An 18,095-nucleotide genomic window follows, 5' to 3' on the forward strand; every position below is an offset into this window, starting at 1 on the left:
AGCCACCCGCGGGCGCCGTCCGCGCCCGGGGACGTACCCTCAGCCCAGCAGCTCCAGCACACGGACCGCCTGCCGCACGGCGGTGCCGGGCGGATTGCGGGGGTTCGCCGGGTCGTCCTGGGCGAGCAGGAAGAGCCACACCAGGGCGAGCAGCCGGCGGCACGCACGCAGCCGGGCGGCCTCGGCGCGCGTGAGGTCGAGACGGGCGAGCAGGCCCGGGACGTCCAGCGGCCGGCCGGCCCAGGCGCCCACGTGCTCGGTGATCTCGGCGAGTTCGAAGGCGCGGTCGCTGCGGCCGGACTCCTCGAAGTCGACGGCCCGGACCCGGGAGCCGTCCCACAGGTAGTTGGCCAGGTTGCCGTCACCGGGCCCGAGGACGGCGGGCACGCCCGCCCGCTCCGCGTCGTCCGGACCCGAGCGGGCGAGCCAGCCCACTCCCGCCTCCATGGCCCGGCGCACGGTGCCGGCGGCCCGCGGCCGCACCTCGGCCGCCCACCGGTCGAGGTACGGCCGCAGCGCGCTGGGACGGCCGGCCCGCGGCGGCACCGTGTCCAGCACCGCGGGCGGCACGGCGGAGTGCAGCGCGGTCAGGGCCGCGGCGAGGGCGTCGAGCTGCTCCGCCGCGGGTGCGGCGTCCCGCAGCGGGGTGCCGGGCAGCCGGGACATCACCACGACGGGCCGCTCCGCGGCGAGTTCGGCGGCGAGCGGCTCCGGCGCGAGCCCCGGGGCGTGGGCCGACAGCAGCGTCAGCGCCCGCCACTCGCGTGCGGCCCGCTCGCGGCTGCCGGGCAGGAAGCGCTTCGTCACGCGGTCCGCGGCGATCTCGATGCCGTGGGTGCTCCAGCGGCCGGACGTCACGGGCGGGCCGCCCGCCGTACCCGCGGACCGCCGCCCGACCCACCGGACGGGCAGCGGTCCTCCCGGCCGGGCGGCGGCGCGGCGCCGGGGAACACCCGCGGGCGGGAGGCCCCGCCGCTCTCACAGCCCATCGGGAGCGGGGCCGGCGGGCGCACGGACCTGAGGGGGCGCCGGGGAGGCACCGGTGCCGAGCATCCGTACCGCGTCGGCGGCGGGCGGGGAGAGGTCCGGCTCGCGCAGGTCCGCCAGCGGGATCCAGGCCGCCGCTTCGGTGCTGCCGCCGGTCTCGGTGACCTCCGGGGCGGCGCCGCCCAGTTCGACGGCGTAGAAGAGCGCGGTCAGGTGCCAGTCCACGCCGTGCCTGCCGGCCGTGTAGGTGCGGGCGTCGAGGAGGCGGGCCCGGGTGAGGGGCAGTCCGGTCTCCTCGTGGAGTTCGCGGGTGAGGGCCTCGACCGGCTGCTCGCCCGGGTCGACGCCGCCGCCGGGCAGGTGCCACAGGCCCGGGGCGAAGACGGGCGAGGCGGGGGCGAGCCGGGCCAGCAGCAGCCGGCCGTCGCGCAGCGCGACGGCATAGGCGGAGACCCGGGTGCGTACGCTCATGCCGTCCCGGTGGGGCGGCCGTCGGCGGCGCCGTGCGCTCGGTCGGTCATCCCGCGAGCCTACCGGCCCGCGGCTGCGGCATGATGGCGGGTGTGAACCCCGACGTACTCGCCGGCGTCTGGCGCCGCCTGCTCGGCGACCCCCACAGGTCCTGGGTGCTCTTCGAGCACGGCACCTGCGTGGTGCTCGCGGCGCCCGAGGGGGATCTCGCCGCGCAGGCGGCCGGGATCCTGCGGGAGTTCGGCCCCGTGCACGTCGGCACGCCCGCGGCGGACTTCGACGTCATCGACCTCGCCGACGCACCCGGGTGGGTGGTGACGGGTCGTCACCAGGACGTCCTGACGTACGTGTCGCCGGAGGAGCTGGACGACCACGGCACGTTCTCCGTCGGCCTGTTCGGGCGCTCGAAGCGGCACGACGACGGCACGGAGCTGCACGTCGTCCACGTCGAGGACCGCCTCGGCGGCGGGGCGGCGGGGCGGTAGCCCTCGCCCTACCAGGGCTCCGCCAGCAGCGGCCCGAGCGGGCCGAGGTGGAGGTTGAGGTCCTCGCGGCGCAGGCCGTGGTGGGCGCAGAGGTCGTTCATCGCGCCGTCCAGGTGCATCAGGGCCGTGCCGAGGCGCTCCTCCTGCTCCGGGGTGAGTTCGGCCCGGTCGAGACGGCGGACCGCCTGGCGTTCGAGGAGCTGGCGGACCAGCTCGACCAGGGTGAGGACGAGGGACACCAGGTCGCGGGCGGCGTTGTCCGGATCGAGGTCCACCCGGGCGCCGGTCACAGCGGGCCTCCGTCGCTCCACGGGGCGGGAACGCGCTCGCTGACGGAGGCGAGCAGGGCGTGCAGCGAGAGCCGCACCAGCGGGACGTCGGCGATCGCGATGACCAGGTCGCCGCTGATGACGACGCCGGTGGCGAGGACCCGGTCGAGCAGGTCGACGAGCGGCACGCCGAGCGGCGCGCCGCTGTCGGGACCGAGCCAGGGGACGACGTCGTCGGCGGCGTTCACAGCGCGGGCTCCCGGGTCCCGTCGACGGGGCCGGCCGCGGGTTCGCCGGTGAAGGAGTACGGCACCCACGGGCCCGACACGTCGACGTGCACCGCGAAGCCGTCGTGCGGACCGGCGAGCGCCCGGACGGCGGCGGCCAGGTCCGCCGCCCTGCCCTCCTCGACGAGGTAGGCGCCGTTGAGCACCTGGCGCCTTTCCCGGCCGGTGACGGCGGGGCCGTGCGGCGTGCGGCGCACCGCCGCCACCGCGAAGGCGGCGGCGGTCTCGTGGACGCGGCGGACCACCTGCCCGACGGCCTCCTGCCGGGCCTGCCGCTCGCGCTCGCGGCCGCGCACCCTCTCCAGGTAGGCCGCGCCGCCCCCTCCCCCGCCGCCCGGCCCGGGGCCGCCGCCGCCGGCGGCGGCGTCCTGGCCCACGTACACCTTGACGGACCACTCCGCGCGCCCGGTCACCCGGTCCAGTGCCGCGAGGAAGCGCGCCTCCTGCACCGCGAGGGCGGCGGCGGCACTGCCGTCGCCGGTGAACAGCGTGGCCAGGGGCAGCGGTACGACCGGGCCGTGCGCGGCCGCCGCGGTGACCACGGCGTGGTGGGCGCGGGCGCAGCTCTCGAGTTCGCCGGCGTCCGCGAGCCTGCTGCGCAGCGCCTCCTCGGTGAAACCGGCGGCGGGCAGCGACTGGACGACGGCCGCGAGGCCGGTGCCGGGGAGCGCCAGCAGCCGCAGCGGGCCACCGCCCGCGTGACCCGGTGCCTGCGGCGCCCCTCCGCCCGCACCGCGCCGCCGCACCGCGAAGGCGACGGTGACGGCGGCATCGGCCGGCGGGGGCGGGGGCGGGATCATGCCTCCCCCTTCACCCGGTCGCGCTTGGGCGTACGCGTCCGGCCGCCGCCCTCCAGCTCCGCGAGACGGTCGCGCAGTTCCCGGTTCTCCCGGGCGAGGGCGTTCTCGGCGGCGCGGGAGGAGAGGGCCGGGTCGGTCTCCCACCAGTCGATCCCGGCCTTCCTGGCCGTCTCGACGGAGGAGATGAACAGCCGCAGCCGGATGGTGAGCAGCTCGATGTCGAGGAGGTCGATCTTGATGTCCCCGGCGATCACGATGCCCTTGTCCAGGATGCGTTCCAGGATGTCGGCGAGGTTCGAGGTGGACGGCGTCGGGTCGTAGCCGTAGGGGACGGCCGTCTCCGGCAACCCGAGCGAGGTCATCGGCGACCGCCTCCGCGCCTCCGGGGCGCCTTCTCCGGCTCCTCGTCCTCCTCGTCCTCCTCCTCGCCGTCCTCCTCGTCCTCGTCGTACTCGTCGGCCGGCTCCTCGTCGTCGGCCGGCTCCTCGTCCTCGTCGTAGACGTCCTCGTCCTCGTCGAAGTCCTCGTCCTCCTCGGCACCCTCCGCGTCCTCGGCACCCTCCGCGTCCTCGGCACCCTCCGCGTCCTCGGCGCCCTCCGCCTCCTCGCCGTTCTCGCCTTCCTCGGCCTCGTCGTCCTCCAGGCCCTCCTCGTGGGAGCGCACGACCTCGCCGTCGCGGACCTCGCCGCGCCAGCCCTCCAGCTCCTCGTCCACGTGCAGGGTGATGTGACGGCCGAAGTGCTTCAGGTCGAGGCGCAGGCGGCGGCCCTGGGCGCGCCAGAGGTTGGCGGTCTTCTCGAAGAACCCGGCCGGGCTGTACTCGACCACGACCAGGATCCGGGTCAGGCTCGGGCCCAGTTCGTGGAAGCTCACGCAGCCGGTCGTGCTGCCCTTGGCGCCCTCGGAGGTCCAGACGATCCGCTCGTCGGGGATCTGCTCCTGGATGGTCGCCTTCCAGCTGCGGCTGGAGGGGCCGATCTTGGCGTGCCAGGTGGTCGTGGTGTCGTCCTCCTGGGACACGCCCCGGACGCCCTTCATGAAGTCGCTGAAGTCCTCGAACTGCGTCCACTGGTCGTAGGCCGTGCGCCGCGCCACCCCGACGTCCAGCGACTCCACGATGTTGACGGCCTTGACGTTGCCGCCCTTGCCCGCGCCGCCGCCGCCTCCGACCACGTCCTTCACCTTCCCGACGACCTTGTCCTTGGCGTCCTTCGTCTTCTGCCCGACCGCCGCCTTGAGCGGCGAGTCGCCGTGCAGCATGCGGCTGCCGATGCCGAGCATGCCGCCGCCGCCGTCGCCACCGCCGTTGCCCTCGGCGACGTCGCTGAGCCGGTCGGTGAGATCGGCGACCCTGCCGCTCGCCTTGTCGATCCAGCCCTGCGTCAAGTCGCCCAGGAGGTGCTGGAATTCCTCGCGCAGGTTGTCCAGTCCGGTGCCGGACTCCTTCTCCTGCTCCTTCTGCCTGGCCATCTCCCGTTACCTCCCCTGCCGGCTCGCCGTGGACCGCGACCGGTTCGCCGCCGTCTTCTTCGCCGCGGTCTTCTTCGCCGCGGTCTTCTTCGCCGCCGTCTTCTTGGCCGCCGTCTTCTTGGCCGCGCTCTTCTTCGACGGTCCGGGCCTCCCCGCGGCGGCGCGCTTCCTCGCGGTGTCCACCGCGCGCTGGGCGGGGGGATTCCGGCGCTCACGGCCGGAGCCGTGGCGGGGGGCCTCGCGCTCCGGCTCCTCCTCGGCCTCCTCCTCGGCCTCGTCCTCGGCCTCGGCCTCGTTTTCGTCCTCCTCCTCGCCGGCGTCGTCCTCCGGCCCGCCGTCCGCGATGTCCTCCTTCACCCGGTCCCGGAGCGTCTCGGCGAAGGCGGCGAACCGGCGGTCGGCGGAGGTCGAGGCGGCGGCGCGGGCGGCGGCGAGGAGGTCGCCGCCGATCTGGTCGCGCAGCCCGGCCAGCTGGGGGCTCTCGCGGAGCTGGCGCAGCCCTTCGGCGGCCAGCGCCGTCGGCGTGAGCCCGAACCGGCGGCCGGCGAGGAAGGTTCCGACGGCGAAGGCCACCTTCGCCTTCCGGGTGCGTCCGAGGACGTACCCGCCCGCCACCGCCGCGGCGACGGCGGTCCTGCATGTGCTGTTCATGTGCGAGCACCTTTCGGGACTTTCGGGGGGGTGAGGCGTCTACCGACGCGCGGGGGCGGACCGGTCGAGCAGGTCCAGCAGCCGTTCCTCCTCCGCTTCGAACCGCTCCTCGTCGATCTCCCCCTCGTCGTAGGCGCGGTGCAGAGCAGCCAGCCGGGACCGCAGGACCCCGGGGTCGTACAGCTCGGAGACCGCCGCGTCCTGCATCACGCCGGCGATCCAGCAGACGCCGCGGGCGGGGGCGAGCGGGAGCAGCAGCAGTCCCGAGACCAGGCCCATGTCAGGCACCTGCGGGGGCGGGCAGCGCGGAGAAGCTGTAGCAGGGCAGCGGGCCGGTGAGCCGCAGTTCTGCGCGGTCGGCGAGCTGCTCCGCCATGCCGTCGAAGAGGGCGCGGCACGCGGCGGCGCGCTCCGCGGCGACGAGGAAGGAGACGTTGAGCACGCACCCGGGCACCTCGGGGCCCGGCTGCGCCTCGGCGGCGAGGGCGCCGAGCGCGTCGGCGACCTCCCGTGCCGCCTCGGCGGCCCTGCGCCGCAGCCCGCCGACGACGGCCTCGCCGAGGCGGACGCTCATGTCGTAGCCGGGGCGCTGCCGGGTCTCCTGGCGGAGCCGGCGCAGCTGCGGGTCCTCGCGCAGGAGGCCGGCGAGGCCGTCCTCCACCGGTGACGCCTTGAGGTTCACCTCGCAGTGGCCCGCCACCCGGTCGAGGGCGGCCGCGTAGCCGCCGGCGTCGGCGAGCAGCCGCCCGGTCACGGCGTCCTCGTCGGCGGCCACGACACCGAAGCGGGTGGGCAGCAGCGGGCCGGCGGCGCCCACCGCGAGCAGCACGTCCTGATGCGCCTTCAGGTCCCGGCGGCGGGCGCGCAGCCCGTCGGGGGCGGCGCCGACGACGGCGGCCAGGTCCCCGGCGGGGATGGTGCGCACCCGTCCGGGCGGGTCGCCGACGCCGCGGATGCCGGGCGGGAGCTGCACGCCGGCGCGGGTCACTCCGTAGAGGTAGATGCTCACGGGTGGTCAGTCCTCCTCGTCGCGGCGCCGGGTGCGGCTGCTGCGGCTGCCCGAGCCGCTGTGCGCGGCGGTGCGGGACCGGGCACGCTTCTTGCCGCCGCCCCTCTCCTCGCGCTCGTCCTCGCGCTCGTCGTCGTCCCCGTCCTCGTCGTGCCCGTCCCCCATGCCGAGCGCGTCCTTGACCTTGTCGCCCACCGAGTGCGCGGCCTTCTTGGTGCCGGCCCGGGTCATCGCCCCGCTCGCGCCGCCGAAGAGCTCCGGGACGGTCCGGCTCGTGGAGTCGTGGTCCAGGTCGAGCCGGTTGCAGATCTCGGCGAAGCGCAGGTAGGTGTCGACGCTGGCCACCACGATGCGGGCGTCGACCTTGAGGATCTCGATCCCGACCAGGGACACCCGCAGGAAGACGTCGATGACCATGCCACGGTCGAGGATGAGGTCCAGGACGTCGTAGAGGGTGCCTGCGCGGGGGGCGCAGACGACGTCTTCGGCGATGACGGTCATGACGGCACGCTTCTTCCTTGGCTCGGGGTCTCGGGTCGGGCCGGGGGCGGTCGCCTCACTGGTCGGCGGCGCCGCGGCGGTAACGGCGCACCCTGCGGTACGCACGGAGCGTGCCGTCGCCGTCGAGGTCCACCTCGTAGGTCGCCAGCAGGCTCGTGGTGTCGGGGATGCGGGGAACCTCCACGACGTCCACGCACACGCGCCAGCCGTCGTCGGCAGGGGTGACTCCCGAACAGCCGTCGCTGGCGTGGCCGATCAGCCGGCTGAGGCTGTCGGCGGCCCGCAGGGCGGCGTCCTCCGCGCCCTTGACGGATGCGGTGCGTGTACCGGTGCGGCGGGCTGCGGCCTTGGGCGGCCGGGAGCGTTCTTCTGCCATGCCCTCAGCCTCGGGGGGTGCTGCGGGATCCGCATGTGCACGTGGCCCACCCGGGGGGCACCGCCCGCGCGCCGGGACGGCCAGGGCACCCGTACGGCGAGCAGGGCGGTGTCGTCGTCGGTGTCGGCGCCCGTGCCGCGCGGCAGGTGCTCGACGAGGGCGTCCACCGGCTCGCCCGCGCGGGAGGCGGCCTCGCGGCGCAGCCGGGTCGTGCCGCGGTCGAGCACCTCGCCGCGGCGCTCGACGAGGCTGTCGGTGTGGAGCAGCAGGATGGCGCCGGCGGGCAGCAGGGTGCGGTCCTCGGTGGGGTCGATCCCGACGCTGACGCCGGGCGCCGCGGGAGCCGGGAACGCCGCCCGCGGCGGCAGCAGCGGACCTTCGCCCCGCAGCGCGCGGGCAAGTGGGCCGTCGCCGGAGGGCGCGGGGACGGCCACCGCGTGCGAGGCGACGCCGGCGTCGGCGGGCCGGGCGGGGTCGCGGTGCACCACCGCGACCTCGCGGACCGTCCTGCCGGGGACGGCGTGCACCACGCACCGGCCCGCCAGCCGCGGCACCGGCGTGCGGGCCAGGCGGCGCGTCCCGGCGTCCGCGTCCAGCGTGCCGGCCAGTGCCGTGGTGGCCGCGGACAGCAGCGCCGGCCGGTCGAGCACGTCGCGGAGGGCGCGGTCCGTTCCGTCGTCCATGTCCGGCACCTGCTCTCGTGCCGTGCCGTGCCGGCCCCGCCGGCGCCGGGCCGCGGCGCCGCCGCGATGCGCCGGTCCGGCGGCGGACCCGTGTCAGTCGGCGCCGGGGGGCCGGGTGCGCAGCCGTACGTGCAGTTCGCCGTCCCTGACCCGGGTGTCGAAGGCGGGCTGCGGCGCGGTGGCCGGCCCCGCGGCGTTCCAGCCGTCGCTGAGCCGGAAGGCACTGCCGTGCCAGGGGCAGCGCAGGCAGCCGTCCTCGACGCGGCCCTCCGACAGCGGGCCGCCGTCGTGGCTGCACAGGTCGGCGAGCGCGGTCCACGACCCGTCGCCGTCGCACACCACGGCGAGCGCCACGTCGCCCACCGTGCGACGCACGGGCCGCCCGTGCGGGATGCCGTCGACCGGCCCGACGGAGTGCCAGCCGGGCGGCACCCGGCGGGCCACGGCCTCGGCGTGGTTGGCGCCCGACGCCTGGCGGTAGGCCATGTGGCCGCCCGCGGCCGCGGCGAGCCCCACCGAGCACAGCCCGGCGAGGGCGTAGGCCCGCCCGCGCAGCCGGTGGCCGGACAGGCGCGCGGCGAGCGAGGCCGCGTACCAGCCCACGGCCACGCAGTTGAGCGTGGCGTGCAGCAGTCCGACCCGGGCCTGCTCGGGCTCCAGCTCGGCCCAGTCGACGAGGCCCGCCACGGCGGCGGGGGCCGCGCCGCACAGTCCCACCGCGACGAGCAGCGCGGCGGGGCGCCGCCCGCCGGGCGTGCAGTCCAGCAGCGCCGCGGACGTCCACGCGCCCACCGGCAGCTGCACTGTGACGGGGTGCAGCGGATGGCCCAGCCAGCGGCCGTGCAGCACGTCCCGGCAGCCACCGAGCGGAACCGACCGCACGACGCGCCGCAGTATCCCGGCGGGCCCGTCCAGCACCTCGGCCCGCTCGACACGGCCCATCAGCGCGAGCACCCGTCCGGGGCCCTCCGGATCCGGCAGTGCGCGGCGGAGCAGCTCCGCCGCCGTCGTCGCCTTCCCGAGCTTCATCGGTCGCCCCTTTCCGGCTGTCCGCTCCGACCGTCGCACACGACCGCCGCGGCGGCCCGTCCACCGCCGCCGCCCTCGTGGCACCGCCCGCCGACCGGGTGAAACACCGGGATGCGGCCGTCCGGGGAAGTTGCGACGCCGAGGGCATCGACGGCGTGAGGCGGGGCAGACGGCCCGGCGGAGGTGTTAACAATGGCTGCATTGCTTCTCGTCCTGTTGCTGGCCGTGGTTCTCTTCGGGCTCGGCTTCGCCCTGAAGGTCCTGTGGTGGGTCGCCGCCGTGGTCCTCGTCGTCTGGCTGCTCGGTTTCGTCTTCCGGGCCGCCGAAGGCGGCGGACGCCGCCGCTGGTATCGATGGTGACCTTTGTCAGAGGGCCCCGCGCTCCCGTCACCGGACGGGGTGCCGCGGGGCCTTCCTGTGCCCGCGCCCGGCCCGCGGCCGTGCGGCCGCGGGGTCGCGGGCGGCGGGGTCACCGCGTCCGCCGCGGTCCTCCTCCGGGCGCGGGCCGCCCTGGCCCGCGAGGTCGGGGTTGCCCACCCGCGGCGGGAGGTGGGGGGTCAGGTGCGTGCCGCCGGAGCGATCCGTGCCCGGCACGCCCTCCTCCCCGTTCACCGGTGGCGGCGGCGGGGCCGCACGGGAGGGCGGGACGGTGGAGGGCCCGGATCCCTCCGCAGCGGTGGTGACGGTGGTGGGCATGCCGGATCTCCTCCGCGGTCGTGGGTCCCCGGCTCTCCGGTTCCGGGTACCCGCTGGGCGCATGAGCGTTCCGGGTACTCGCTGGGCGCCGGAGCAGAAAAGTGCCGGTCATCCGTCCGCGAGGCGGCGCTGGGCCCGGCTCACGAGGGCGTTCACCGGTGGCCGCGCCAGGGCCGCGCGGGCGGCGTTCGCTCCGGGGGCGCCGTGTACCGCGCCGCCGGGATGGGCCGAGGACGAGGCCAGGAAGAGGCCGCGGACGGGTGTCTCCGGGCGGCCCAGGCCGGGGACGGGGCGGAAGACCAGCTGCTGGTGGAGCGCGGTGGTGCCGCCGTTGACGGCACCGCCCTGCAGGGAGGCGTCCAGGTGCTGGAGCGTCGGCGGCGCCAGGATCCGGCGGGCGCGGACGAGGGCGCGGAAGCCCGGTGCGTAGCGCTCGACGTGGCGCTCGATCCGGTCGGCCATCGCGTTCTGCTCGCGCTCGTCCCAGCGGCCGGTGATGCCGTCCCCGCCCGCGTCCCCCGCGACGTTCTGCGGTAGGTGCGTGTACGCCCACGCGGACTCGGTGCCGGGCGGCGAGCGGGTCGGGTCGGCGGTGGTCATCTGGCCGAAGAGGGCGAAGGGGTGGTCCGGCACGCGGCGGGTGGCCAGCTGGGCCGCGAAGCGCGTCAGGTCGTCCACGCCGTCGGCGAGGTGGAGCGTGCCCGCGCCGCGCGCGGGCACGGCCGTCCAGGGCACCGGTCCGCCGAGCGCCCAGTCGACCTTGAAGGTCGAGAGGTCCCACTGGAACTTCCGCAGCAGGCGCAGCAGTCCGGCGGGCAGGTCCGCCGGGCGCAGCATGCTCCCGTACAGCAGCGGCGCCGGCACCGCGGCCAGCACCGCGCGCCGGGCGGGCACCGCCTCGCCGCGGGCCGTGCGCACCGCCACCGCGCGTCCGGAGCGCACCACGACGCCGGTGACGCGCTCGCCGCAGCGGACCGTGCCCCCGCGCCGCTCCAGCCGGGCGGCCAGCGCGGCGGAGAGCGCGCCCGCGCCGCCGACGGGTACGGGGAAGCCGACGTCCTGGGCGAGCATCGACATCAGCCAGCCGAAGGCCCCGCCGCCCGCGCTCTCGGGTGCGAGGTCGGCGTGCAGGGCGTTGCCCGCGAGCAGCAGCCGGCCGCCCTCCCCCGCGAACTGCTCCTCGGCCAGCCGGCGGGCGGGCAGCAGCATCATCCGCGCGAAGCGCAGCCCGCCGGCCGCCCGCAGCCGCGCCGCCAGCCGGGCTCCGGCCCGCAGCGGCGGGAAGGGGGTGAAGAGGGAGTCGAGCAGGGGACCGCCGACGCGCTGCCAGAGGGCGTACCACTCGTGCCAGGCCTCGCCGTCGCCGGCGGCGAAGGAGCCGACGCTTCCCGCGGTGGCGTCCGGGTCGCGGGACAGGACCGCGCACCGTCCGTCGGGGAGGGGGTGGGCGAGGACGGCGGGCGCGTGGCTCCAGCGCAGCCCCTCCTTCTCCAGTTCCAGTGCGTGCAGGGCGGGCGAGGCAGCGGCCATGGGATAGAAGGCGCTGAAGACGTCGCTGACGAAGCCGGGGTCCACGCCCCGGTCGCTGCGGACCGCGCCGCCCGGCTCGTCCTGCGCCTCCAGGACCTCCACGCTCCAGCCCGCGTCGGCCAGCACGTTCGCGGCGACCAGGCCGTTGGGCCCGGCGCCGATGACCACGGCGTCAGGCACGGGGGCCGCCGTCCCCGTCTCCCGGCGCCTTGCGCGCCCTGCCTTCGACGACCTGCGCGAGGCGCGCCAGCATGCGGCGGTGCCGCAGGTGGAGCACCGCGTCCAGAGCCCCGTTGTGGGCGCCGCCGCCGAAGCCGGTCAGCGGGTGCTCGTCCAGGATGACCAGGCTGTCGCCGCCCCACGGGCGGACCTCGATGTCGACGCGCGCGGTGCCGAGGGCGCCGCTGTCGATCTCCAGCGCGAGCCGCGACGGCCGGTGCTCCTCGCGGACCACCGTGCTGCCGGTCAGCGACCAGGGCCCGAGCTTGACGTCGTACTCCAGGCTCGCGCCCTCCCGGGGCCAGTCGCCGCTGCCGCCGTGGGACGCGGACGTCCCGGCGACCCAGTCGGCGTAGGCGTCCCGGTCGGCGAGCACCTCCCACACGTCCTCGCGGGGGCGCCTGACGAGTTGGTGGCGTACGGCCATGTGCGGCCTCCTGGGGTGCGGGACGCGGGGCGGCACGGACGCGGCGGGCGTCCGGGCCGCCCCGGCGGTCACGGGTGGTCGGGGTGCTGCTCCGGGGGCACTCCCCCGCCGCGGCCGCCGCCGCGGCCGCCCTTGTCGGTGCCGTGCGCGCGGGTGTCCGGTCCGCCCGGCCCGGTCTTCCGGTCCGTGCCCGCCCTGCCGCGCGCCGACTCCTCCGCGGAGGCGCCGCGGCGGCTGCGCCGCGCGTCGTTGGCCTGCGTGTTCCTGCCCATGCCGGTCTCCGCCTTCCGTCCTCGTCGTCGGGGGATCTCATAGACGCGCATTTCCGTCCGTAGCGTCGCAAAACACCACGCGCGGACTCGTTTCGCGGCGGACAATCGGGGCACGCGCACCTGTGGCCGTCCGGGCCGGTGAGGACCGGACGCGGCCGGAAGAGTCCGCAGCGGGCACGTCCGAAGGAAGGTGGAGACGTATGCGCGCCACCGTGTGGCACGGCAAGCGGGACGTCCGGGTGGAGCACGTCCCCGATCCACGGATCGAGGAGGACACCGACGCCGTCATCCGCGTCACCTCGTCCGGACTGTGCGGTTCCGACCTGCACCTGTACGAGGTCCTGACACCGTTCATGACACCCGGCGACATCCTCGGGCACGAGCCGATGGGCATCGTGGAGGAGACGGGCCCCGCGGTGCGGAACCTCAAGCCGGGCGACCGCGTCGTCGTCCCCTTCCAGATCGCCTGCGGCACGTGCTGGATGTGCTCCCGCGGCCTGTTCACGCAGTGCGAGACCACCCAGGTCACCGAGCACGGCATGGGCGCGCGGCTGTTCGGCTACACCAAGCTGTACGGCGCGGTGCCGGGCGCCCAGGCGGAGTACCTGCGCGTCCCGCAGGCGCAGTTCGGCCCGATCAAGGTGCCGCACGGACCGGACGACGACCGCTTCGTCTACCTCTCCGACGTGCTCCCCACCGCCTGGCAGGCGGTCGCGTACGCCGACGTGCCGGACGGCGGCAGCATCGCGGTGCTGGGCCTCGGCCCGATCGGCGCGATGTCCTGCCGGATCGCCCGGCACCGCGGTGCCGGGACGGTCATCGGCGTCGACCTCGTGCCCGAGCGCCTGGAGCGGGCCAGGGCGGACGGCGTGAAGGTCCTCGACCTGCGCGAGTACGACTCGCGGGACGAGCTGGTCGACGCCGTCAAGGACCTCACGGACGGGCGCGGCCCGGACGCGGTCGTCGACGCCGTCGGCACCGAGGCGCACGGCAGCCAGGCCGCCCGGCTCGCCCAGACCGCGGCGGGCATGCTCCCGTCGGCCTGGGCGGAGAAGCTGATGCAGGTCGCGGGGGTGGACCGGATGGCCGCGCTGGACCTGGCCATCGCGCTCGTACGGCGCGGCGGCACGATCTCGGTCAGCGGCGTCTACGGCGGCGCGGCCGACCCGGTGCCGCTGCTCACCATGTTCGACAAGCAGATCCAGTTGCGCATGGGGCAGGCCAACGTCCGCCGCTGGACGGACGACATCCTGCCGCTGCTCACCGACGACGACCCGCTGGGCGTCGACGGCTTCGCCACGCACCACGTGCCACTGGACGAGGCGCCGGACGCGTACGCGACCTTCCAGAAGAAGGAAGACGGCGCCATCAAGATGCTCTTCCGGCCATGACCGGAAGCGGATCCGCCTCGCGCGCGGACCGGACTTGCAAGGGAGGCGGATTTCCGTGATCACAGCGGTACGGCAGACCACCGAGCTGGCGTCGTCGAGCGTCACCGCGTGGGCCGTGATCTTCGGCGTCATCATCGTGGGCGTGCTCATCCTCGCCTTCTGGTGGGGCGCCCGTGCGCTGCAGCGCCGGCGCGGCCCCGTGCGCGAGCCGCAGCCCCGGGCCGGGTCGTGGCACGAACCGCAGGAGGGCGAGACCCACCACACGATGCGCTCGCACGGCGAGGCCGGGAGCGAGGGTCCCGGATGGCACGAGCCCCGGGAGGACGAGACGCACCACTCGGCCCGCTCGCACGACGGCGACCCGCGGACCTGACGGCACGCGAGGCAGGCGCGGCGACGGCGCCCGGAGCCCCGGACGGCCCAACGGCCTCCGGGGCTCCGGGCTGTCCCGGCGGGGCGTGTCCGCCGCGGGCGGCCGGCCGAGGCGGGTCAACCGGGCGCCGGGCGCGCTTGCGGCTCCCGGCGGCCGGCGGCAAGAGTGGCGGGGTAGGCGAAAGCGGTCAGGCAGCGGCCGGAGTCCGACCGAGGGCCGGGGTGTGCGGTGGATCCGCGTCGTGCAGCGTCCGGCGGCGTCCTGCCCGCCGCCACCGGTCCCGACGTGCGGGGCGTGCAGGTCGTACGCCTGGCAGGCGTGCTGGACGCCTCCCGCGCCGCGGCACTCGCCGGGCGCATGGCCCGCCACGTGGCGGCCGCCCGTACGCTCGGGCAGCCGCTGGTGCTGGACCTCGCCGACGTCACACTGCTCGGCGAGGCCGCGGTCGCGGCGCTCGACGCGGCGACCCGGCAGTACGACGGGGGCGTTGTCGCGGCGGTCACCCCGGACCCGCGGACCCGGCAGGCGCTGGTCCGGGCGCTGCTGCCCGGGGTGGGAGTGCACGCGTCCGTCACCGACGCGCTCGCGGCCCTCGCGGCCGGTCCCACGGCGGCCCCCCTGCCGGAGGCGCCCGGGGCGGCGGGCGCGGCTCCCGCCGGCGGGAGCGTGGCCGGATTGCGCGCGGAGCTGTACGGGCTGCGGGCCAGGGCGCGGTCGCGCGGCCTGATCGGCGTCGCGCAGGGCATGGTGCTGGCCCGCTACGGCCTGGCGGAGCCGCAGGCCGCCTTCGCCCTCCTGCGCGACGTGTCGCAGGCCCGCAACGTGCCGCTGAGGGTGCTCGCCTCGGCACTGGTGTCCGCTCCCCCGCCCCCGCGCTCGGGGCCGTGGTTCGCGGGCCGGCGGCGCGTACCGCCGCCCGACGTGCCGCTGCTCGCCGCGCTCGGCGGGCATCCCGCCGAGCGCGGGCGGGTGCTGCAGGCCGTCGTCGCCGGCGCCGTGGAGCGCACGGGCGCGGACGCCGCGGCACTGCACCTCGCGGACCGCGGGCAGGGCGGGGCGCTGGTCCTCGAGGCCCACCGCGGACACACCGCGGAGTACTGCGACGCCTACGCGCACGTGGTGAGCGCCGCCACCGCCGCCGCCCGCGCGCACGACAGCGGGCGCCCGGTCACCGGCACCGAGACCGTCCCGGCGCATCCGGGCGAGGAGCGTGCGCACATCGCGGGCGCGCACACCGTGCACGCCGTACCCGTCGTGGCGCCGGGCTCCGCGTGCACGGGCGCGCTGTCCGTGCAGCAGGCCGGGCCCGGCCGGACGCCGCCGCCGGGCCTCCACGCGGCGCTGGGCGCCCTGGCGGCCGACACCGCCCGCTGGCTGTCGTGGTACCGGCGCACCGTGCTGCTCGACGCCCTGGAACTGCTGCACGCGCGGGCCGCCGCCACGCGCGAGGCGTGACGGCGGCCGGTCCTCCGGGTGCTCAGCGCCCGACGGCCCGGCGCAGCTGCTCCTTGTTCATCTGCGAGCGGCCCTCGACGTTCTTCTTCCTGGCCTCCTCGTAGAGCTGGTCCCTGGTCGGCCCCTGGGCGCCGCTGTGCGAGCGCTGGCCGCCGCGCTGGGAGGCCGACTTGGGGTCACCGGTCGACGTCCTGCTCGCCGAGCGCGACTCGCCGGAGCGGGCCCGCTCCTTGTTCACGGTGCGGGCGGCGATCTCCTTGGCGCGTCCCGCGGACGCGCCGCGCTTCTGCGCGCTGTCCTTGATGTGCTCGTACTGCCGTTCGCGCTTGCTGCTGGATCCGGCGGGCATCGTGCCGCTCCTCTCGTCGGGGGTTTCGGGGGGCGTGGCGGCGCGGCGGCTCAGCCGGGGCTCCTCCCCCGGGCCAGCGCGCCGATCGGGCTGCCGTCGAGCCGGTCGAGCAGCTCGGCGGGAGAGCGGTAGACGGCGGCCGCGCCCGCCGCCAGCAGCTCCTCGCGGGAGTAACCGCCGCCGGTGAGGACGCCGAGGCCGGTGACGCCGGCCTTTCCGGCGGACCGCAGGTCCCACACCGCGTCGCCGACGAAGACGGCCCGGCCGGGGCCGACGTCCGCCCGTTCGAGCGCCTGCTGCACCACGTCGGGCGCGGGTTTGCCGGCCTCCACGTCGTCGGACGTGGTCACGGCGTGGATCGCGTCCCCGGCGTCCAGGGCGCGGAGCATCACCTCCGCCTCCCTGGCCGACGCCGAGGAGGCCAGGACGACCCGCAGCCCGCGCGCGGCGCACGCCCGCAGCAGGTCGGCGGCGCCCTCCAGCGGGACCAGGCGCGACCAGAACTGCGCGTAGAGGGCGTCGTGCGCCGCCTTCAGGCCTTTGTCGCCCTCGCGGTCGCGGTCCTCGCCCACCAGGGCGTCCAGCAGGTGCGTACCGTCCATCCCGACGGCCCGCTGGACGTCGGTCATGGCGACGGTCCGGCCGCTCTGGCGCAGCGCCTCCCACCACGCGACGGTGTGCAGCTGCACGGTGTCCATCAGCGTGCCGTCGACGTCGAAGAGCGCGGCCGCGGCGCCGCCGTCCTGCCCGCTGCCCGTCATACACGCCTCCCTGCGGATGGGGTGTGGTGGCGGTCCGGGCCGCACCGCGGCCCGCCGCTCCCTGCTGCGGCGGCTACCCGATCCGGAACGCCGCATTCCTGCTCCGCCCCCCGAGGCGGCGGGTTTGCGCCGTCCGGGGGACCCGTCCCCCGCGAGGGCGGCCGAGGGAGCGTCGGGTGGCGCACACGGCGAGCGACGGGACGCCCGGCGCGGGCTGCGGCGCCACGCCGTCCTGCCGGCGCGGGCTGCTGCCCGGCCCGGCTCATGCCGCCGCGGGCTGCCGGGGCTGCCGTTCGACGCCGACGCCACGCGGACGGTCCTCGGCCCGGGCAGCCCGCAGGCCCGTCCCGTCGGGGCCGGGCAGCAGCCCGGCGAGGACGGGAGGGCGAGCCCTTCCTCGGACCGCCGGGCGGCTGCCGGACCGGGCGCGCGAGGAGGCGGGCTCGCCGACGGGCCCGTCCGCCCCACCCACGCCGTCGAGCACTTCGCGTTCCCACCGCCAGGCGGGCGGCAAGCGGCGCGTCCGCAGGCCGGCGACGCTCCCCGAGATGTCCGCGTCCCGCCCGCGGCTCGCGGCCGGGCGGCGGCTGGTGCGCCCGCGGGTCGTGGTGGCGCCGGGCGCCACGGCGGGGCGGGCGCTGCCCGGGGGACTTCCGTGCCGCGAAGGACCGGGGGCACGGTACGCGGGACGACCGTGAGCGGGGAGGCACGGTGGTCCCGGGACGGCGCGGGAGGCCCCGGTGGCCGCGCGGGCCGTACCGGCGGTCCACCCTTCCGCGGTGCTGCGGGCCGAGGGCCGCGGGTCCGCACGGGCCTGCCGGCCGATCCGCGGGAGGGCGGCGCAGCAGCCCGCGCGCTGAGCGCTGGCCCGGTGCGGATAGCCCTCCCCCGGCCGGGTACGCGCCAGGTGAGCGAGGCGGGAGGAGGGTCTTCCATGGCCGACAGGGACACGCTGGGCGAGTACCGCCGGCGGCGCGACTTCACCAGGACCCGCGAGCCTGCGGGGCGCGGCGCGAAGGGCGCCGGGCACGGCGGCGAGCCGTCCTTCGTGGTGCAGATCCACGACGCGTCCAGCATGCACTTCGACTTCCGGCTGGAGGCCGACGGCGTGCTGAAGTCGTGGGCGGTGCCGAAGGGGCCCTCGGACGACCCGCACGACAAGCGGCTGGCGATGCCGACGGAGGACCACCCGCTGGACTACCGGGACTTCGAGGGCACCATCGCCGAGGGCGAGTACGGCGCGGGCGCGGTGATCGTCTGGGACGAGGGCACGTACGAGAACGTGACGCGGGACCGGCGGGGCCGCCCCGTACCGCTCGCCGAGGGCGTGGAGCGCGGGCACGTGTCCTTCCGCCTGGCGGGCCACAAGCTGCACGGCGGCTACTCGCTGACCCGGATCCGCGGCTCCGAGGGCGACCGGGAGGCGTGGCTGCTGGTCAAGCGCGCCGGCACGCGGGCCTCCCGGCACCCCACGCCCGACCCGCGGCGGGCCCGTTCGGCCCTCAGCGGCCGCACCCTGGCGCAGATCCGCGAGGCGGCGCAGGCGGGCGAGGCGGACACCTGGAGCAGCGACAGGGCGTCCTCGTGAGCCCGCGGCTGCTGG

At 76.8% G+C, this 18,095-nt stretch carries 26 protein-coding genes; 6 read left to right on the plus strand and 20 right to left on the minus strand.

The annotated features are described in order from the left end of the window. Positions 1-39: 39 nt before the first annotated feature. Together ACH4SE_RS28725 and ACH4SE_RS28730 are read right to left on the minus strand one after the other, a co-directional pair. The gene (locus tag ACH4SE_RS28725; RefSeq protein WP_398546409.1) at positions 40-858 is read right to left on the minus strand and encodes a phosphotransferase family protein; all 819 of its coding nucleotides are present in this window, start codon (positions 856-858) and stop codon (positions 40-42) included. Between the two features lie 120 nt (positions 859-978). Beyond that, a complete protein-coding gene (locus tag ACH4SE_RS28730; RefSeq protein ID WP_398546410.1) occupies positions 979-1,458 on the minus strand; it encodes an NUDIX hydrolase in 480 nt (159 codons plus the stop codon). Positions 1,459-1,541: 83 nt separating this feature from the next. Here ACH4SE_RS28730 and ACH4SE_RS28735 point away from each other — a divergent pair, with 83 nt between their 5' ends. Beyond that, a complete protein-coding gene (locus ACH4SE_RS28735; protein WP_398546666.1) occupies positions 1,542-1,943 on the plus strand; it encodes a hypothetical protein in 402 nt (133 codons plus the stop codon). A gap of 8 nt (positions 1,944-1,951) precedes the next feature. Here ACH4SE_RS28735 and ACH4SE_RS28740 read toward each other — a convergent pair whose 3' ends face one another. The 12 genes from ACH4SE_RS28740 to ACH4SE_RS28795 form a co-directional block, all read right to left on the minus strand. Next, a complete protein-coding gene (locus ACH4SE_RS28740) occupies positions 1,952-2,233 on the minus strand; it encodes a gas vesicle protein K (protein ID WP_398546411.1) in 282 nt (93 codons plus the stop codon). Continuing rightward, positions 2,230-2,460: a gas vesicle protein gene (locus ACH4SE_RS28745; protein WP_398546412.1), complete on the minus strand. Its 231-nt coding sequence runs from the start codon at positions 2,458-2,460 to the stop codon at positions 2,230-2,232. The genes ACH4SE_RS28740 and ACH4SE_RS28745 overlap by 4 nt, the downstream gene beginning before the upstream one ends. Next, complete coding sequence (locus tag ACH4SE_RS28750; protein ID WP_398546413.1) at positions 2,457-3,299, minus strand: GvpL/GvpF family gas vesicle protein; 843 nt, start codon at positions 3,297-3,299, stop codon at positions 2,457-2,459. The genes ACH4SE_RS28745 and ACH4SE_RS28750 overlap by 4 nt, the downstream gene beginning before the upstream one ends. Next, positions 3,296-3,661, minus strand: coding sequence for a gas vesicle protein (locus tag ACH4SE_RS28755; RefSeq protein WP_398546414.1), 366 nt, complete (start codon positions 3,659-3,661; stop codon positions 3,296-3,298). Before ACH4SE_RS28755 ends, ACH4SE_RS28750 begins: the two co-directional genes overlap by 4 nt. After that, positions 3,658-4,770, minus strand: a complete 1,113-nt coding sequence (locus ACH4SE_RS28760; protein ID WP_398546415.1) for an SRPBCC family protein — start codon at positions 4,768-4,770, stop codon at positions 3,658-3,660. The genes ACH4SE_RS28755 and ACH4SE_RS28760 overlap by 4 nt, the downstream gene beginning before the upstream one ends. Before the next feature lie 6 nt (positions 4,771-4,776). Beyond that, positions 4,777-5,421, minus strand: coding sequence for a hypothetical protein (locus ACH4SE_RS28765; protein ID WP_398546416.1), 645 nt, complete (start codon positions 5,419-5,421; stop codon positions 4,777-4,779). A gap of 39 nt (positions 5,422-5,460) precedes the next feature. Further along, complete coding sequence (locus ACH4SE_RS28770; RefSeq protein WP_398546417.1) at positions 5,461-5,700, minus strand: gas vesicle protein GvpG; 240 nt, start codon at positions 5,698-5,700, stop codon at positions 5,461-5,463. Position 5,701: 1 nt separating this feature from the next. Beyond that, positions 5,702-6,430: a GvpL/GvpF family gas vesicle protein gene (locus ACH4SE_RS28775; RefSeq protein ID WP_398546418.1), complete on the minus strand. Its 729-nt coding sequence runs from the start codon at positions 6,428-6,430 to the stop codon at positions 5,702-5,704. Between the two features lie 6 nt (positions 6,431-6,436). Next, positions 6,437-6,931, minus strand: a complete 495-nt coding sequence (gvpJ, locus tag ACH4SE_RS28780) for a gas vesicle protein GvpJ (RefSeq protein ID WP_398546419.1) — start codon at positions 6,929-6,931, stop codon at positions 6,437-6,439. A 55-nt stretch (positions 6,932-6,986) separates the two neighbouring features. Then, the gene (gvpO, locus tag ACH4SE_RS28785; protein WP_398546667.1) at positions 6,987-7,217 is read right to left on the minus strand and encodes a gas vesicle protein GvpO; all 231 of its coding nucleotides are present in this window, start codon (positions 7,215-7,217) and stop codon (positions 6,987-6,989) included. Further along, positions 7,187-7,990 carry a SpoIIE family protein phosphatase gene (locus ACH4SE_RS28790; RefSeq protein WP_398546420.1) on the minus strand — a complete coding sequence of 268 codons (804 nt, stop codon included), beginning with the start codon at positions 7,988-7,990 and terminating at the stop codon, positions 7,187-7,189. Before ACH4SE_RS28790 ends, gvpO begins: the two co-directional genes overlap by 31 nt. 93 nt (positions 7,991-8,083) lie before the next feature. Then, the gene (locus ACH4SE_RS28795) at positions 8,084-9,019 is read right to left on the minus strand and encodes a Rieske 2Fe-2S domain-containing protein (RefSeq protein WP_398546421.1); all 936 of its coding nucleotides are present in this window, start codon (positions 9,017-9,019) and stop codon (positions 8,084-8,086) included. A 192-nt stretch (positions 9,020-9,211) separates the two neighbouring features. Here ACH4SE_RS28795 and ACH4SE_RS28800 point away from each other — a divergent pair, with 192 nt between their 5' ends. Then, on the plus strand, positions 9,212-9,379 hold the full coding sequence (locus tag ACH4SE_RS28800; RefSeq protein WP_398546422.1) for a hydrophobic protein: 168 nt from the start codon (positions 9,212-9,214) through the stop codon (positions 9,377-9,379). A gap of 27 nt (positions 9,380-9,406) precedes the next feature. Here ACH4SE_RS28800 and ACH4SE_RS28805 read toward each other — a convergent pair whose 3' ends face one another. The 4 genes from ACH4SE_RS28805 to ACH4SE_RS28820 form a co-directional block, all read right to left on the minus strand. After that, positions 9,407-9,715: a hypothetical protein gene (locus ACH4SE_RS28805; protein ID WP_398546423.1), complete on the minus strand. Its 309-nt coding sequence runs from the start codon at positions 9,713-9,715 to the stop codon at positions 9,407-9,409. Between the two features lie 108 nt (positions 9,716-9,823). Beyond that, complete coding sequence (locus tag ACH4SE_RS28810; protein WP_398546424.1) at positions 9,824-11,425, minus strand: phytoene desaturase family protein; 1,602 nt, start codon at positions 11,423-11,425, stop codon at positions 9,824-9,826. Further along, positions 11,418-11,891, minus strand: coding sequence for an SRPBCC family protein (locus ACH4SE_RS28815; protein ID WP_398546425.1), 474 nt, complete (start codon positions 11,889-11,891; stop codon positions 11,418-11,420). The genes ACH4SE_RS28810 and ACH4SE_RS28815 overlap by 8 nt, the downstream gene beginning before the upstream one ends. 68 nt (positions 11,892-11,959) lie before the next feature. Further along, positions 11,960-12,163, minus strand: coding sequence for a hypothetical protein (locus ACH4SE_RS28820; protein WP_398546426.1), 204 nt, complete (start codon positions 12,161-12,163; stop codon positions 11,960-11,962). Between the two features lie 200 nt (positions 12,164-12,363). Between ACH4SE_RS28820 and ACH4SE_RS28825 the strand changes: the two genes are divergently transcribed. The 3 genes from ACH4SE_RS28825 (at position 12,364) to ACH4SE_RS28835 (ending at position 15,382) form a co-directional block, all read left to right on the plus strand. Next, complete coding sequence (locus ACH4SE_RS28825; RefSeq protein ID WP_398546427.1) at positions 12,364-13,554, plus strand: zinc-dependent alcohol dehydrogenase; 1,191 nt, start codon at positions 12,364-12,366, stop codon at positions 13,552-13,554. 55 nt (positions 13,555-13,609) lie between these two features. Next, complete coding sequence (locus ACH4SE_RS28830) at positions 13,610-13,927, plus strand: DUF6479 family protein (protein ID WP_398546428.1); 318 nt, start codon at positions 13,610-13,612, stop codon at positions 13,925-13,927. A 228-nt stretch (positions 13,928-14,155) separates the two neighbouring features. Beyond that, complete coding sequence (locus ACH4SE_RS28835) at positions 14,156-15,382, plus strand: ANTAR domain-containing protein (RefSeq protein ID WP_398546429.1); 1,227 nt, start codon at positions 14,156-14,158, stop codon at positions 15,380-15,382. Positions 15,383-15,404: 22 nt separating this feature from the next. Here the strand turns inward: ACH4SE_RS28835 and ACH4SE_RS28840 are convergent, their stop codons facing one another. Continuing rightward, positions 15,405-15,731, minus strand: a complete 327-nt coding sequence (locus ACH4SE_RS28840) for a plasmid stabilization protein (protein ID WP_398546430.1) — start codon at positions 15,729-15,731, stop codon at positions 15,405-15,407. A gap of 50 nt (positions 15,732-15,781) precedes the next feature. Continuing rightward, a complete protein-coding gene (locus tag ACH4SE_RS28845) occupies positions 15,782-16,492 on the minus strand; it encodes an HAD family hydrolase (protein WP_398546431.1) in 711 nt (236 codons plus the stop codon). Positions 16,493-17,426: 934 nt separating this feature from the next. Between ACH4SE_RS28845 and ACH4SE_RS28850 the strand changes: the two genes are divergently transcribed. Further along, the gene (locus ACH4SE_RS28850) at positions 17,427-18,080 is read left to right on the plus strand and encodes a DNA polymerase ligase N-terminal domain-containing protein (RefSeq protein WP_398546432.1); all 654 of its coding nucleotides are present in this window, start codon (positions 17,427-17,429) and stop codon (positions 18,078-18,080) included. Positions 18,081-18,095: the final 15 nt, after the last annotated feature.

The sequence above is a fragment of the Streptomyces sp. NPDC020983 genome (genome assembly GCF_044333485.1).
Classification (GTDB): Bacteria; Actinomycetota; Actinomycetes; order Streptomycetales; family Streptomycetaceae; genus Actinacidiphila.

Coding starts and splice junctions, on each gene's coding strand:
- ACH4SE_RS28730 (WP_398546410.1), bottom strand. CDS start 1,458: ATGAGCGTACGCACCCGGGTCTCCGCCTATGCCGTCGCGCTGCGCGAC.
- ACH4SE_RS28735 (WP_398546666.1), top strand. CDS start 1,542: ATGGCGGGTGTGAACCCCGACGTACTCGCCGGCGTCTGGCGCCGCCTG.
- ACH4SE_RS28750 (WP_398546413.1), bottom strand. CDS start 3,299: ATGATCCCGCCCCCGCCCCCGCCGGCCGATGCCGCCGTCACCGTCGCC.
- ACH4SE_RS28755 (WP_398546414.1), bottom strand. CDS start 3,661: ATGACCTCGCTCGGGTTGCCGGAGACGGCCGTCCCCTACGGCTACGAC.
- ACH4SE_RS28760 (WP_398546415.1), bottom strand. CDS start 4,770: ATGGCCAGGCAGAAGGAGCAGGAGAAGGAGTCCGGCACCGGACTGGAC.
- ACH4SE_RS28765 (WP_398546416.1), bottom strand. CDS start 5,421: ATGAACAGCACATGCAGGACCGCCGTCGCCGCGGCGGTGGCGGGCGGG.
- ACH4SE_RS28770 (WP_398546417.1), bottom strand. CDS start 5,700: ATGGGCCTGGTCTCGGGACTGCTGCTGCTCCCGCTCGCCCCCGCCCGC.
- gvpJ (WP_398546419.1), bottom strand. CDS start 6,931: ATGACCGTCATCGCCGAAGACGTCGTCTGCGCCCCCCGCGCAGGCACC.
- ACH4SE_RS28790 (WP_398546420.1), bottom strand. CDS start 7,990: ATGGACGACGGAACGGACCGCGCCCTCCGCGACGTGCTCGACCGGCCG.
- ACH4SE_RS28795 (WP_398546421.1), bottom strand. CDS start 9,019: ATGAAGCTCGGGAAGGCGACGACGGCGGCGGAGCTGCTCCGCCGCGCA.
- ACH4SE_RS28800 (WP_398546422.1), top strand. CDS start 9,212: ATGGCTGCATTGCTTCTCGTCCTGTTGCTGGCCGTGGTTCTCTTCGGG.
- ACH4SE_RS28805 (WP_398546423.1), bottom strand. CDS start 9,715: ATGCCCACCACCGTCACCACCGCTGCGGAGGGATCCGGGCCCTCCACC.
- ACH4SE_RS28815 (WP_398546425.1), bottom strand. CDS start 11,891: ATGGCCGTACGCCACCAACTCGTCAGGCGCCCCCGCGAGGACGTGTGG.
- ACH4SE_RS28820 (WP_398546426.1), bottom strand. CDS start 12,163: ATGGGCAGGAACACGCAGGCCAACGACGCGCGGCGCAGCCGCCGCGGC.
- ACH4SE_RS28825 (WP_398546427.1), top strand. CDS start 12,364: ATGCGCGCCACCGTGTGGCACGGCAAGCGGGACGTCCGGGTGGAGCAC.
- ACH4SE_RS28840 (WP_398546430.1), bottom strand. CDS start 15,731: ATGCCCGCCGGATCCAGCAGCAAGCGCGAACGGCAGTACGAGCACATC.
- ACH4SE_RS28845 (WP_398546431.1), bottom strand. CDS start 16,492: ATGACGGGCAGCGGGCAGGACGGCGGCGCCGCGGCCGCGCTCTTCGAC.
- ACH4SE_RS28850 (WP_398546432.1), top strand. CDS start 17,427: ATGGCCGACAGGGACACGCTGGGCGAGTACCGCCGGCGGCGCGACTTC.